The sequence below is a fragment of the Rhodophyticola sp. SM2404 genome (assembly GCF_053570515.1).
This window is the reverse complement of the sequence record NZ_JBSEDL010000001.1, coordinates 480,595-494,808: the sequence shown is the minus strand read 5'-3', so window position 1 is coordinate 494,808 and position 14,214 is coordinate 480,595. Positions and strand designations below refer to the sequence as shown.

The window sequence follows — 14,214 nt, the reverse complement described above, 5'->3', positions numbered from 1 at the left end:
TTGCCATCTGCGCCGTGCAAGTCTGAGCCCGCAACTTGGCAAGGGAGGCCGCAATATGGGTTGGATGAAGGATGAAACAGGGCTTGAGAAGACCAAGGCCAATTACGTGCCTCTCACCCCTTTGTCGCATCTGATCCGCGCCAATCGCGTGTTCCCAAACCGAACGGCGCTGGTCGATCGGGGCTTTCGCTGCAGCTATGCCGAATATTTCATCCGCGTCACCCGCCTTGCCTCTGCCTTGGCCAAACGCGGCATAGCGCCCGGTGATGTGGTGGCATCCGTCCTGCCCAACACGGCCCCGCAGGTCGAAGCGCATTTCGGAGTGCCTGCCTGCGGCGCGGTCCTCAATGCGATCAATGTGCGTCTTGATGTCGGTACAGTCGCCTATATCCTGAGCCATGGCGAGGCGAAGATCGTGCTCGCCGATACCCAATTTCTGGGCACGGTCGAAGACGCAATCGCCACCATGGAGGGTACCCCGCCCCTGATCATCGAGGTGCCCGATGAGGCAGCAGGCTTTCCCGCTACAGGCCACCATCCCACCTATGAGGCACTGCTGGCAGAGGGTGATCCCGATTTCGAATGGATCATGCCCGAGGATGAATGGGAAAGCCTTGCGCTGAATTACACCTCAGGCACCACGGGGCGGCCCAAAGGCGTGGTTTATCATCATCGCGGGGCCTATCTGATCACCATGGGCACGCCGATTTCTTGGCGCATGACGCTCTATCCGATCTACCTCACCATCGTGCCTTTGTTTCATTGCAACAATTGGTGCCATGTCTGGACCATGCCGATGATGGGCGGCACCACTGTGTGCTGTCGTGACATCACCGCCAAGGCCATCAATGACGCCATCGCCGATGAGGGCGTGACCCATTTTGGCGGCGCACCGATTGTGTTGAGCATGCTGGTCAACGCAAAGCCTGAGGAGCGCCGCAGCTTCGACCATATCGTCGAGGTCTTTACCGCAGGCGCGCCACCTGCCGCCGCCACTTTGGCCGCGATCGAGACCATGGGCTTCAATGTGACCCAAGTCTATGGTCTGACCGAGGTCTATGGCCCCGCCACCGAATGCACTTGGCAAGATGATATCTGGGGTGATCTGCAAGGACCGGATCGCGCAGCGATCAAAGCGCGCCAAGGGGTTGCCATGCCCAATATGGACGACATCACCGTGATGGAGCCCGAAACCATGACCCAAATCCCGATGGATGGAACAGCCTTGGGCGAGATCATGATGCGGGGCAACTCGACCATGAAGGGCTATTACAAGAACCCGCAAGCCACGTCCGAGGCCTTCAGGGGCGGGTATTTCCACACCGGCGATATCGCCGTGCAGCACCCCGATACCTATGTTCAGATCGCCGATCGCGCCAAGGATATCATCATTTCGGGCGGCGAGAATGTTTCCTCGGTCGAGGTGGAGGGCGCGCTCATGCATCACCCTGCCGTGTTGCTTTGTGCCGTTGTGGCCAAGGCTGACGAAAAATGGGGCGAGGTGCCCTGCGCCTTCATCGAATTGAAAGACGGTGCCACCACCAGTGAGGACGAGATTATCGCTTTCGCACGCGACCGTTTGGCAGGCTTTAAAACGCCCAAAAAAGTCGTCTTTCAGGAATTGCCCAAAACCTCGACGGGCAAAATCCAGAAATTCGAACTCCGCAGGACCGCTCAATCTCTTTAGCGCGTATCGGGACTGTTGTCGGCGGGCCTGCGCTCGGCTATCCTTGGGGCAAATATAACAAAGCAGAACCCATGCAGGCATGACCGCGCTTGAGCAATATCAGCGACTGGAGGCGACAGGCCTTTGGCGCGCAACGCCCGATAGCCAACGCCGAGAGGTTGTGGTCAGCATCGGCAATGCCACGCTGGTGATCTCGACCCTGACTGAAACCGCCCTTTCGCATTGGTCCCTGCCTGCGGTCGAGCGCCTGAACCCGGGTCAAAGGCCCGCGATTTACGGCCCCGATACCAGCGGCGACGAAACGCTTGAGCTTGAAGATGACGAGATCATCGCCGCAATCGAGAAACTGCGCGGGGTGATTGAACGGCAGCGCCCTCATCCCGGTCGATTGCGCAATCTGATCGGGCTTGGTGCGGGCGTGGTCCTGTTTCTGGGGGCGGTTTTATGGCTGCCGGATGCTTTGCTACGCCAGACGGTCTCGCTTCTGCCTGACGCCAAACGCGCGCAAGTCGGGCGGGATGTCTTGAGCGAAATCACGCGGCTTACAGGGCGCAATTGTGCCTCGCCCGAGGGGAGCGTAGCGCTCGGCCAATTGGCGCGCCGCGTCTTCGGCGCAACCGATACCCCGCAGATTGTCGTCCTGCGCAACGCCGCGTTAGAGAGCGCGCATTTGCCGGGCAATATCATCATCATCAATCGCAATCTGGTTGAGGATTATGAAAACCCCGAAGTGCTGGCAGGGTTCCTTCTGGCCGAAGATATCCGCCGCGAGACAAGCGCGCCGATGGAACGGCTCCTCTCCGAGGCAGGCTTGCCCGCCACATTTGTGATGCTGACCACAGGGGATATCAGCGATGACCACCTCCATGATCACGCCGCGAATATCCTGACGAGCGATCCTGCCCCAGTTTCAGATACAGCGCTGTTGGAGCGGTTTGGCGAGGTGCAGATACCCGCCGAAACCTATGCCTATGCTTTGGATATTTCGGGCGAGACCACCCTGCCCCTCATCGAAGGCGACCCGATGCGCGGGCAAACACATAGCCCCTTGATGAGCGATGGAAGCTGGATCGCCTTGCAGGAAATCTGTTCGGAATAGAGCACGGCCTGCACAAAAGAAAACCCGCGCCGAAGCGCGGGCCAATTCTTTCACATAACAGATGTCTTAACGCGTTGTGGCGCTTGGGAACCCTGCGCTGCGTGCAGCGGCCAGACCTTGTGCCAAAGCGGCTGATGTCTCGTAAGGTCCTGCCAGAATGGTGTAGCTCGTCTGCCCGCCACGCTGAACATGACCGATCCGTGCGGTCAGGCCCTGCGATGCAAGACGACGCCCCGCAGCCTCCGCCTCGGCGCGGGTTGCGAAATCTGCCGCCCGCACAAAACGATGCGCCGAGTTCGCAGTGATGCGCGTTCCCTGCGGTGCAGATGCGCTTGGCGCGCGGGTGGAGGTCGTGGTTCTCAGGCGTGGCGTGGTGTCACGCGGATTGCTGGAAGACACGGTTGGCGCGGCATAGACCGTGTTGGACTGGATCAATTCACGCGGCACGGTCTGCGTCCAGATCGCATTCATCTGGGCGTCTCCCGCGGCGCTGCGCGGCCCGCGTGCAGGGTTCAAGCGACCGTCATTCCAAGCAGGGCGGAAGCCCGCAGGGGCGGCCGCGGCCACTGAGCCAACGCTTGAATAATTGGACTGACCCACACCGATGAGGCTGCCCTGCTGGCCACGTGCCAGATCACCCGGATGAACGGCTTGTGGTCCACAACGAACAGGGTTGCGGCCTTGGGACAGAATGGTGGTTCCATTGATGGTTTCCCAACGGCAGCCACCGCTATTGACCGTGCGTGCGGCCGGTGCCGCGACAGCAGCTGGTGCTGTAACGGTGCGCGCAATGCTTGCGCTGGTTCTGGGCTGCGCAATGGCTGTGTTCACGCTTGGCGCCGTGACAGTGCGCACAGGTGCCGCACTTGGTGCGATGGTGCGAATAGCCGTTGTCGTGGGGGCCGCAGAAACCGTTGTTGTGCGCGGTGCGGCAACGCGAGTGGTTGGCGCAGGGTTTTGCATATTCGCGGTCAAATCCACCACCCGTGACGGGGCGGGATTTGCAGGCGCGCTGGCTGTTGCCACTTGTGTGCTGCCAGATAGGGATGGGCGATAGCCGCATACCACTTCGCGGGCGCGGTTCACACGTGGCACCCATGAGGTCTGCTCGCCTCGGCCCACGCGGATATACACACATCCTTGGCTATCTACATATTGATTGGACGAAAAGCTGGCTGGTGGCTGCTCGGCCGGTACGGGTGATTGTGACACGCTGCGCTGCGCGACCAAAGGGGCCGCGATCAGCGCCAAGCCTGCACAAACAAAAACAACAATCGGCGTCCGCATGACACTCTCCTTATTTATGACAACAAATTGCCGTAAAAAAGCTTAAGTGTAAAGGCGCGTGATGGCTTATTTTGTGCCGAACATGCGGTCACCCGCATCACCTAGTCCTGGCAGGATATAGCCTATGTCATTCAACTGACGGTCGAGCGAGGCGGTGACAATCGGCACATCGGGATGGGCCTCCTTCATCCGCGCAACGCCTTCAGGGGCCGCCAAAAGGCAAAGGAAGCGGATATTCTTGGCCCCTGCCTCCTTGAGCATATCGATCGCGGCGGCGGAGGAATTACCTGTGGCCAGCATCGGGTCCACGACGATTGTGATCCTGTCTTCCAGCTTGGTGGGCACCTTGAAATAGTATTTCACGGGCTTGAGCGTCTCATGATCACGGTAGAGGCCGACAAATCCGACACGGGCCGAGGGCACCAGTTCCAAAATACCGTCCAGCAAGCCATTGCCCGCCCGCAAGATCGAGATCAGCGCAAGTTTTTTGCCCTCGATTTCAGGCGCGTCCAACTCCTCCAAAGGGGTTTCGATTTTACGCGTCGTCATGGGCAGATCACGGGTGATCTCATAGGCCAGAAGCAGGCTAATCTCGCGCAGCAATTGGCGGAACTCGCTGGTCGAGGTTTTGGTTTCGCGCATCAGGGTCAGCTTGTGTTGCACAAGAGGGTGATCAACGATTGTGAGGTGCTCGGTCATGTTGAAAGTCCTAGTTTTGGGCGCAGCTTGTCTTTGGTGGCCTCGTTGCAAAAGGCCGCTTCAAGCGCAGTGGTATTGATCTGGGTGAAAATCTCGTCGGTCCAGCCGAATGTATGGGCGAGGTTTTCATACTCAGCGGTCATGGTGGTGTGAAAGAAGGGCGGGTCATCCGTTGAAACCGTGACCTTCACGCCCCGTTCGCGCAAAATCTCGATAGGGTGTTTGTCCAAGGAGGGGAACACCCCCAAAAACACATTCGAGCCTGGGCAGCATTCCAGAACGATCTGCTCCTCGACCAAACGATCGACAACAGCCGCGTCATAAATCGCCTCCACGCCATGGCCGATCCGCTCGGGCGACAGCGCATCCAGCGCGTCACTGACCGATTGTGCCCCGCCCCATTCGCCTGCGTGAACGCTCAGCTTCAATCCTGCCTCGCGCGCGCAATCAAACGCCCATTTATAATCGGATGGCTTGCCTGTCTTTTCATCCCCCGCCATTCCGAAACCAACAATCCAATCCCCCGCGGTCTCCGCTGCACAGCGTGCGATGGGTTTGGATTTCTCGGGCCCAAAATGGCGAATACAGGTGATGATGCCGCGCAAGGTGATGCCGAAATCGCGCTCGGCCTCATCTGCGGCCTCCTGCATTGCCGCGAGATATTCGCGCCACGCGCCAAGATCGCCCCCGCCGCAAAAATCGGGTGACAGGAAAGTCTCGGAATAAACCACGCCATGGGCTGCACTTTCCTCAAGCACAGCACGGGTCAGGCGCGCGTAATCCTCAGGCGAGGTCAGAACACTTGTGGCGGCCTCATAGACCTCGAGAAAATGCCAGAAATCGCGGTAATCATAGGAGCCGTCTTCGCGGAAAATCCGCGACAGATCGGTTGATTTTTCTTTGGCCAAGCCACGGATAAAGGCAGCTGGCGCGCCACCTTCAAGATGCAAATGCAGCTCAATCTTCGGTATCTCTTTCATAGAAAACTCCGCCCCGGTCCTTGTGATGGAATGCCCAGATGGGTCGCAATTCCCGCCGCCACATCTGCAAAAGCCCGTATCCCCACCTGCCCCGAAACAGGGGCTTGTGCAACCAAGGGCACCCGCTCGCGCGTATGATCGGTGCCCGCCCAAGTCGGGTCATTACCGTGATCGGCGGTGAAGATCATCAAATCATCAGGACGCAAAGCCGCCAAGACGGGGCCAAGGGCTGCATCGAACCATTCCAGATGGCGCGCATAGCCCGAGACATCGCGGCGATGCCCATAAAGGCTGTCAAACTCGACGAAATTGGCAAAGGTCAGGCTGCCCTCTTCTGCGGTTTTCACACAAGCCTCCAAATGGGGCATCAACTCCGCATCCGTGCCTTTCAAGGCGTGATCCACGCCGCGCCCTGCAAAGATATCTTTAATCTTGCCAATACCATAGGTGGTGCGCCCTGCCTTTTGCGCCCAATCCAGCAAGGTGGGGGCGGGCGGCGTTATTGCGAAATCACGGCGGTTTTTTGTACGGGTATACGCGCCCGTCTGCCCGATAAAGGGCCGCGCGATCACCCGCCCCACATTCATCGCATGCAAACTGGGTGCGATCTCTTCGCAAAGCTTGAGCAAACGCTCCAAACCGAAACTGTCTTCATGAGCGGCAATCTGAAAAACGCTATCGGCAGAGGTATAGCAAATCGGCCAGCCCGTTTTTTGATGCTCCTCGCCAAGCGCGCTGAGGATCGCGGTACCAGAGGCGTGGCAATTGCCAAGAATACCCTCAACCCCCGCAAGGGACCTCACTTCTTCTACAAGATTTGATGGAAAGGTATCGGGCTGGTCAGGGAAGTAATGCCACTCCCAAGGCACAGGCAGCCCCGCCAATTCCCAATGCCCCGAAGGCGTGTCCTTGCCGCGGCTGACCTCCTGCGCACAACCCCAGAGCCCTTGAGGTCGCGCCCCCAGCCCCGCCACCTCGAAGCCTGATGCAAGATGCAACGCCGCGCCCAAACCAAGCCGATCCAGATTGGGCATGTGTAACGGACCGCTTCGGCCCTCATCGGCGCGGCCAGCGGCACAGGCCTGCGCGATATGGCCAAGCGTATTTGCCCCCGTATCGGGTAAATCACCATTGAAAAAAGCCCCCGCATCAGGCGCACCGCCGCAGCCGACCGAGTCCATCACAACCAGAAAGGCGCGCGGCATCAGGCGATCCTTTCATGGATAAGTGGGGGCGTTTCAGTCTTTTTGTCCGACAGGGTAAAGGCCTCAACCACCTGCCCCATCAATTCCCGCGCCATGGCATCGCTGACGGCATTCAGGCGCAGCAAAGGCTGTTCGCCATCCACACGCTCGCCAATCCGCGCAATCTCGGAAAGGCCAACAGCGGGATCAATCCGGTCATCTTCGCGCAAACGCCCCCCGCCCAGATGCACCACAACCTCGCCCAAAGCGCGCGTATCAATCGCGCTTACAAAACCTGCATGAGGCGGATGCACATCCACCACCACCCGCGCGGCTGGCAAGCGGTCGCGCCAGCGATCCACGAAATCCATCGGGCCACCAAGCGCTGCAATCATTTGGCCAAACACTTCTACGGCTTGGCCCGAGGCAATGGCATGATCGATCCGCCCTTCTCCGTCTGCCGCATCGGCCGCAAGCCCGCCAAGCGCCAGCACCTCACCGCCCAAAGCCACTGTCAAACGGTGCAGCGGCGTGCCCACAGCCGCACCTGTCAGCGCATCCATCACCTCGATCACTTCCAGAGCATTGCCAGCCGAACGCACCAAGGGCTGGCTCATATCGCTGACCAAGGCAGATGTCATACAGCCCGCACCCTGCGCCGTATCCACAAGAGATTGCGCTAAGGCCACAGCTTGCGCCGCATCCCCCATGAATGCGCCCGAGCCTGTTTTGACGTCCAGAACCAAGCCATCGAGACTGGCCGCCAACTTCTTAGATAAGATTGAGGCAGTAATCAGATCGATGCTTTCTACAGTGGCGGTCACATCACGCACCGCATAGAGCCGTTTATCCGCAGGCGCGATATCGCCACTGGCCCCGACAATCGCACAGCCGATATCGGCCACGATCTCCTGCAACTCGGCATTCGGTATCTGCGTGCGATATCCGGGGATTGCTTCGAGCTTATCTAGCGTGCCGCCCGTATGCCCCAAACCCCGCCCCGAAATCATCGGAACATACGCCCCGCAGGCCGCCAAGGCGGGCGCAAGCATCAGAGAGACACAATCCCCCACCCCACCCGTGGAATGTTTATCAAGCACAGGACCATCAAGATCCCATGCCAGAACATCGCCTGATTGCAGCATCCCATGCGTAAGTTGCACGCGGTTCTTGCGGCTCAAGCCCTGTTGGCACACGGCCATAGCAAAAGCCCCTGCCTGCGCATCCGACACGAAGCCCGTGGCCAAGCCTTTGGCAAACCATGTCATCTCGTCTTCCGACAGCTCCGCACCATGGCGCAGCTTGGACAGAATGGCGCGCGCATCGGCCATGGGGTGCCTAGCCTTCCTTATCCATCGAGGATTTCACAAAGGCGCCAGGCAGCAATTCGGCCATGCTCATGGTGACCTGTGCGCCGCGCGTGGTGACCATGGTCACGGGCATGTCGGGGGCGGAAAACTCGGCCAGTTTCTGGCGACACCCCCCGCAAGGGCTGACGGGATCAGGGCTATCGGCGATCACCGCCACTTCGACAATCTCGCGCTCGCCTGCGGCACACATCGCGGCAATCGCACCCGCTTCGGCGCAGGTGCCTTCGGGATAGGCTGCATTTTCAACATTCACACCTGTGAAAACCTTGCCGCTTTTCGTGCGTATCGCCGCCCCCACCTGAAATTCGGAATAGGGCGCATAAGCATTCAGACGGATCGCGCGCGCGTCATCAATCAGGGACATGGGTGAGCCTCGGGTAAAACTGCGTTTTTCACAGTTTGAATAGCCCGAGGCCCAAGCGCAAGCCTCGCTTGATGCCAAGCTCAACTTGACTTGGGGTAGCCCAATGTGGCGAGAGCGGTGGAAATCTCGTCCAAGATCACAGGATCATCAATGGTTGCAGGCGTTTTGAACGTCTGCCCATCCGCGATCTTGACCATCGTGGCGCGCAAAATCTTGCCAGACCGCGTTTTTGGCAAACGGTCCACGACAACAGCCAGCTTGAAGGCCGCGACGGGGCCGATCTTTTCGCGCACCAGTTTGACGCAGTCTTTGACCACATCTTCGGGGGCTGTCTTGGAATTGCTATTGAGGCAGAGAAAGCCAAGCGGCAACTGGCCTTTCAAATCATCGGCAACACCGATCACGGCGCATTCCGCCACATCTGGGTGCCCCGCCAGAACCTCTTCCATGCCGCCCGTGGACAATCTGTGGCCCGCCACATTGATCACGTCATCAGTACGCGCCATGATATAGAGATAGCCATCCTCATCCTTATAGCCCGCATCGCCCGTCTCGTAGTAACCGGGGAAATGTTCGAGATAGGCTCTGAAGAACCGCTCCTCTGCGTTCCAGAGCGTGGGCAAGGTGCCGGGCGGCAAGGGCAGCTTGACGGCGATTGCGCCAAGATCACCATCTTTGACGGGATGGCCACCCTCATCCAAGATTTGCACATCATATCCTGGCATCGGCACAGAAGGTGAGCCGATCTTGACGGGCATAGCTTCGATGCCAAGCGGGTTGCCCGCGATGCACCAGCCTGTCTCAGTCTGCCACCAATGGTCGATCACGGGCACGCCAAGCTTGTCCTGCGCCCAAATGATCGTATCGGGATCAGCCCGTTCCCCCGCCAAAAACAGGCTCTCAAGGCTCGAGATGTCATAATTCCCCATTAATTCGCCCTGCGAGTCCTCGCGCTTGATCGCGCGGAAGGCTGTGGGGGCGGTGAAGAGGCATTTGACCTTATGATCTTGGATCACGCGCCAGAACGTGCCCGCATCGGGCGTGCCAACTGGTTTGCCCTCAAAGACAATCGTGGTGCAGCCAAAGGTCAGCGGCGCGTAGCAAATATAGGAATGCCCCACGACCCAACCCACATCCGAGGCCGCCCAATAGACCTCGCCGGGGTTCATGTCATAGAGATTGCGCATCGACCAATTCAGCGCGACCAGATGGCCCGCGGTATGGCGCACAACACCTTTGGGCTGCCCCGTCGTGCCCGACGTGTAGAGAATATAGGCAGGGTGATTGCCCTCAACAGGGACGCATTCAGCAGGCTCGACCCCGAATTGGAACCCGTGCCAATCCAGATCGCGCTCGGGCACCATCTCGGCCACTTGCTGGTCACGTTGGAAGATCACGCAGAAATCGGGCTTGTGGGTAGCTCCTTCAATCGCGCCATCCAGCAGCGGCTTATAAGCCACCACGCGCCCCGGTTCGATCCCGCAGGAGGCTGCAATGATGCATTTGGGCTTGGCGTCATCAATCCGCACCGCCAATTCATGCGCCGCAAAGCCCCCGAACACGACCGAATGGATCGCGCCAAGCCGCGCGCAGGCCAGCATCGCCTCCAACGCTTCGGGCACCATCGGCATATAGATGATAACGCGGTCGCCTTTGCCGATCCCCTTGGCACGCAACGCCCCCGCCAGGGACGCCACGCGATCGCGCAGCTCGGAATAGGTGATTTTATGAACCGAGCCCGTTACGGGGCTGTCATGGATAATGGCCAAACGCTCGCCATGGCCCGCCTCGACATGACGGTCGACAGCATTCCAGCAGCCATTCAATTTGCCATCTGCAAACCATTCATAAATCGGCGCATTCTCGGCAAAGAGCGCTTTCGAGGGGTCTTCATCCCAATCGATGCCAGACGCGGCCTCCATCCAGAAACGCTCGGGGTCGGATGTCGCTTGGGCGTATATCTGTTGGTAATCCATGATGGCTCCTCCTCAAAAGCCATCAATTGATACGAGACCAAAGATGCAAACGGCAAGCCTCTTGGGGCAAATCAAAGGGCGAAGGGTTCAAAAATTTGCATATTTATGGATAAGCCCACAGACAAATTTGCAAAGCCCACAAACCAGCATAACAAGGATGCAAAACGGGGCAGAGTTTGCAAACCCTGCCCCGTTTGATCCGCTAAAATCGCGCCCTAAGCCTAGCCGTAAAACGACACAGGCGTCCCTGCGAGGGCCGAGATATTCAAAAGCCCGCGCGCCGTGATCGACGGGGTCACGATCTGCGCCTTATTGCCCATCCCCATCAGGATCGGGCCAACCTCCAGCCCGCCTGCTTTCATCTTAAGCACATTGCGCGCCGCGCCTGCCGCATCGGTATTGGCGAATACCATCGCATTGGCCGCCCCCTCCAGCCGCGATTGCGGGAAGATGCGTGCACGCAGTTCGGCATCCAGCGCGGAGTCGATATGCATCTCACCCTCATAGGCAAAATCAAGCTCCATCGCGTCGAGGATGTCCAAAGCCGCCCGCATGCGCCGGCCGCTATCGCTGTCGAGATTGCCAAACTGGCTGCCCGAACAAAGCGCAATTTTGGGCGCGATCCCGAAGCGTCTGACATGGCGCGCCGCACCCAGCACTGTTTCGGCAATCTGCTGAGGGGTTGGCGATTGGTGAATATGGGTATCGGCGATGAATAATGGGCCATCTTCCAGCACCATCAAGCTCAACGCCCCTACGGGGTGGCGCCCTTCCCCGCCCAAAAGCTGGGTGATGTAGTTCAGATGCCATAGATACTGACCAAATGTCCCGCAAATCAGGCTGTCGGCCTCATCACGGTGGACCATCACAGCCCCGATCGCGGTTGAATTGGTCCGCATGATGGCCCGTGCCAGATCGGGCGTGACGCCTTTGCGCGCCATCACCGAATGATAGGTCTGCCAATAGTCGCGGTAGCGCGGGTCGTTTTCGGGGTTCACCAATTCGAAATCCACGGAAGGCCTGATCGTCAGGCCCGCCCGCTCGGCGCGCGCCTCGATCACATCAGGGCGCCCGATCAGGATCGGCTTGTCGGTGGTTTCCTCCAGCATGGCTTGCGCGGCGCGCAGCACCCGCTCGTCTTCACCCTCGGCAAAAACAATGCGGCGTGTGGTGGTGGCCGCTGCTTGGAAGACGGGGCGCATGATCAATGCCGAGCGGAACACGGCTTGGTTCAACTTGGCCTTATAGGCCTCCACATCCTCCAAAGGCCGCGTGGCCACGCCCGAGTCCATCGCCGCCTTGGCAACGGCACTTGCAACAACCCCCATCAGGCGCGGGTCGAAAGGTTTCGGGATCAGATATTCAGGCCCGAATGTCAGTTGTTCGCCCTTATAGGCAGCGGCGGCTTCGGCGCTTGTGGTGGCGCGCGCCATTTGCGCGATGCCTTCGATACAGGCAATTTTCATTGCATCATTGATCTCGGTCGCACCGACATCCAAAGCCCCTCGGAAGATGAAGGGGAAGCACAACACATTGTTCACCTGATTTGGGAAATCCGAACGGCCCGTGGCGATCAGCGCATCAGGGGCAACTGCGCGCACCTCATCCGGCTGGATTTCGGGCGATGGATTGGCCAAGGCGAAGATGATCGGTTTTGGAGCCATTTTAGCGACCATGTCTTGGGTCAACACACCCGGGCCAGACAGACCGAGAAACAGATCGGCCCCTTCAATCACATCGGCAAGCGTCGCGGCGCTTTCCCCTTGCGCATAATCCGCTTTCTGCGGGGTCATGCCCGCCTCGCGGCCTTTATAGACCAGCCCATCTAGATCACAGAGAAAGACATTCTCGCGCTTCACACCCAGCTTCAGAAGCATATTCAGACAAGCAATGCCCGCAGCCCCGCCACCCGTGGAGACAACTTTGATATCTTCAAACGCCTTGCCTGCCAGATGCAGCGCGTTTGTTGCGGCAGCCCCCACCACGATGGCGGTGCCATGCTGGTCATCATGGAAAACGGGGATATTCATCCGCTCACGGCAGATTTTTTCAACGATAAAGCAATCGGGCGCTTTGATATCCTCAAGATTGATCGCCCCGAAGGTCGGCTCGAGCGCGCAGACGATATCGGCCAGTTTCTCGGGGTCGGGTTCGTTCAATTCAATATCGAAGCAATCAATGCCTGCGAATTTCTTGAACAGAACTGCCTTGCCTTCCATCACAGGCTTAGACGCCAGCGCCCCGATATTGCCCAAGCCCAGAACCGCCGTGCCATTGGTGACAACAGCCACCAGATTGCCGCGGCCTGTGTAGCGGGCCGCGTTCGCAGCATCGGTTTTGATCTCGAGGCAGGCCTCGGCCACCCCCGGACTATAGGCCAGAGCAAGATCGCGCCCGTTTGCCAAAGGCTTGGTCGCCCTGATCTCCAGCTTACCCGGCTTTGGATTCTCGTGATAAAACAGGGCAGCGGCGCGCAGTCCGTCTTTGTGATCTTCGGTCATTTGGCCTCTCGAAACGTCACGGTCTGAAATTTGGTTTAGCCTTAAACTACTTTCTAACGCCGCACCAGCAGGCAGCGGTTTGCTCAGTCAATTTAATCCCAATCACGGCTTTCGAGCCTGTCGAAATTAAACAAATTGCTCCCGCAACAGCCGCTCTTCCAACCCATGACCCGGATCAAAGAGGATACGATGCTCCACATCCGTTTCCGAGCGGATTTCCACCTCATGCACATCCAGTACCGAATGGCTGTCCGCATCGGCCATCACAGGGCGGCGTTCGGGATCAAGCACCTCGAATTTCACGACCGCCTTTTTCGGCAGCAAGGCGCCGCGCCAGCGACGAGGGCGGAAGGCGGCAACAGCCGTCAAAGCCAGCACATCCGAGCCGATTGGAAGGATCGGCCCATGCGCCGAGTAGTTATAGGCCGTGGACCCCGCTGGCGTGGACAAAAGCGCACCATCGCAAACCAGCTCAGACATCCGTTCCTTGCCATCAACATAAATGCGCAGCTTGGCGGCTTGCGGACCTGCACGAAGCAAACTGACCTCGTTGATAGCCAGCGCCTCGGTTACGCGACCATTGCCCGACACGGCCCGCATATGAAGCGGGTTCAGCACAGCCTCCTCGGCCGCCTCCAACCTCTCGATCAGGCCATCTTCGGTATATTCATTCATCAAAAACCCGACCGTTCCGCGATTCATGCCATAGACGGGCGCTTCAATCGCTTGGGTCGCGTGCAAGGTGGCAAGCATAAAGCCATCCCCGCCCAGCGCGACGATAACATCGGCATCTTGCGGGCGATGTTGACCATAGCGCTCGGACAAACGCGCCTGCGCCTCTTGGGCAAGCGGGGCGTCCGAGGCCAGAAAGGCTATGTTGCGCGCTGCGGGCATGATCTCTCTCGAGCTATGGCTTAATTGCTGTGACCATCCACCGCGCCGATTGGAAACTCAATCCCCGATCCGCTCCCAAATCGACTGGAAAGCGCATGTGATGCCTCTATATGACGCTGATGCGACGGAATCCGCACTTTTCGACAGGCGGGTTCTGCCTTAAAGGATGCAGA

At 58.8% G+C, this 14,214-nt stretch carries 11 protein-coding genes; 2 read left to right on the top strand and 9 right to left on the bottom strand.

Features of this window, described 5'->3' with window-relative positions; translation table 11 throughout:
- The first annotated feature begins 55 nt into the window (after nt 1–55).
- A complete protein-coding gene (locus ACTYEO_RS02475) occupies nt 56–1,687 on the top strand; it encodes an AMP-binding protein (protein ID WP_449322120.1) in 1,632 nt (543 codons plus the stop codon).
- A 79-nt stretch (nt 1,688–1,766) separates the two neighbouring features.
- Complete coding sequence (locus tag ACTYEO_RS02470; RefSeq protein WP_449322119.1) at nt 1,767–2,786, top strand: hypothetical protein; 1,020 nt, start codon at nt 1,767–1,769, stop codon at nt 2,784–2,786.
- A gap of 66 nt (nt 2,787–2,852) precedes the next feature.
- Here ACTYEO_RS02470 and ACTYEO_RS02465 read toward each other — a convergent pair whose 3' ends face one another.
- The 9 genes from ACTYEO_RS02465 to ACTYEO_RS02425 form a co-directional block, all read right to left on the bottom strand.
- Entirely contained in the window at nt 2,853–4,073 is a 1,221-nt protein-coding gene (locus ACTYEO_RS02465) for an SPOR domain-containing protein (RefSeq protein ID WP_449322118.1), read from the bottom strand.
- A gap of 66 nt (nt 4,074–4,139) precedes the next feature.
- On the bottom strand, nt 4,140–4,772 hold the full coding sequence (gene upp / locus ACTYEO_RS02460; protein WP_449322117.1) for a uracil phosphoribosyltransferase: 633 nt from the start codon (nt 4,770–4,772) through the stop codon (nt 4,140–4,142).
- The gene (locus ACTYEO_RS02455) at nt 4,769–5,752 is read right to left on the bottom strand and encodes an adenosine deaminase (RefSeq protein ID WP_449322116.1); all 984 of its coding nucleotides are present in this window, start codon (nt 5,750–5,752) and stop codon (nt 4,769–4,771) included. Before ACTYEO_RS02455 ends, upp begins: the two co-directional genes overlap by 4 nt.
- Nucleotides 5,749–6,957, bottom strand: coding sequence for a phosphopentomutase (locus ACTYEO_RS02450; RefSeq protein ID WP_449322115.1), 1,209 nt, complete (start codon nt 6,955–6,957; stop codon nt 5,749–5,751). Before ACTYEO_RS02450 ends, ACTYEO_RS02455 begins: the two co-directional genes overlap by 4 nt.
- Nucleotides 6,957–8,267: a thymidine phosphorylase gene (locus ACTYEO_RS02445; RefSeq protein ID WP_449322114.1), complete on the bottom strand. Its 1,311-nt coding sequence runs from the start codon at nt 8,265–8,267 to the stop codon at nt 6,957–6,959. Before ACTYEO_RS02445 ends, ACTYEO_RS02450 begins: the two co-directional genes overlap by 1 nt.
- Nucleotides 8,268–8,274: 7 nt before the next feature.
- Complete coding sequence (gene cdd / locus ACTYEO_RS02440) at nt 8,275–8,670, bottom strand: cytidine deaminase (RefSeq protein WP_449322113.1); 396 nt, start codon at nt 8,668–8,670, stop codon at nt 8,275–8,277.
- Between the two features lie 80 nt (nt 8,671–8,750).
- Nucleotides 8,751–10,646 (bottom strand): propionyl-CoA synthetase, encoded by a 1,896-nt coding sequence (locus ACTYEO_RS02435; protein ID WP_449322112.1) that lies wholly within the window; start codon nt 10,644–10,646, stop codon nt 8,751–8,753.
- Nucleotides 10,647–10,867: 221 nt separating this feature from the next.
- The gene (locus ACTYEO_RS02430; RefSeq protein ID WP_449322111.1) at nt 10,868–13,147 is read right to left on the bottom strand and encodes an NADP-dependent malic enzyme; all 2,280 of its coding nucleotides are present in this window, start codon (nt 13,145–13,147) and stop codon (nt 10,868–10,870) included.
- Between the two features lie 126 nt (nt 13,148–13,273).
- Nucleotides 13,274–14,041: an NAD kinase gene (locus ACTYEO_RS02425; protein ID WP_449322110.1), complete on the bottom strand. Its 768-nt coding sequence runs from the start codon at nt 14,039–14,041 to the stop codon at nt 13,274–13,276.
- Nucleotides 14,042–14,214 lie beyond the last annotated feature (173 nt).

Excerpts from the sequence above, each read along its gene's own strand:
- ACTYEO_RS02475 (WP_449322120.1), top strand. The coding sequence starts at position 56 with ATGGGTTGGATGAAGGATGAAACAGGGCTTGAGAAGACCAAGGCCAAT.
- ACTYEO_RS02455 (WP_449322116.1), bottom strand. The coding sequence starts at position 5,752 with ATGAAAGAGATACCGAAGATTGAGCTGCATTTGCATCTTGAAGGTGGC.
- upp (WP_449322117.1), bottom strand. The coding sequence starts at position 4,772 with ATGACCGAGCACCTCACAATCGTTGATCACCCTCTTGTGCAACACAAG.
- cdd (WP_449322113.1), bottom strand. The coding sequence starts at position 8,670 with ATGTCCCTGATTGATGACGCGCGCGCGATCCGTCTGAATGCTTATGCG.
- ACTYEO_RS02465 (WP_449322118.1), bottom strand. The coding sequence starts at position 4,073 with ATGCGGACGCCGATTGTTGTTTTTGTTTGTGCAGGCTTGGCGCTGATC.
- ACTYEO_RS02430 (WP_449322111.1), bottom strand. The coding sequence starts at position 13,147 with ATGACCGAAGATCACAAAGACGGACTGCGCGCCGCTGCCCTGTTTTAT.
- ACTYEO_RS02445 (WP_449322114.1), bottom strand. The coding sequence starts at position 8,267 with ATGGCCGATGCGCGCGCCATTCTGTCCAAGCTGCGCCATGGTGCGGAG.
- ACTYEO_RS02425 (WP_449322110.1), bottom strand. The coding sequence starts at position 14,041 with ATGCCCGCAGCGCGCAACATAGCCTTTCTGGCCTCGGACGCCCCGCTT.
- ACTYEO_RS02435 (WP_449322112.1), bottom strand. The coding sequence starts at position 10,646 with ATGGATTACCAACAGATATACGCCCAAGCGACATCCGACCCCGAGCGT.
- ACTYEO_RS02470 (WP_449322119.1), top strand. The coding sequence starts at position 1,767 with ATGACCGCGCTTGAGCAATATCAGCGACTGGAGGCGACAGGCCTTTGG.
- ACTYEO_RS02450 (WP_449322115.1), bottom strand. The coding sequence starts at position 6,957 with ATGCCGCGCGCCTTTCTGGTTGTGATGGACTCGGTCGGCTGCGGCGGT.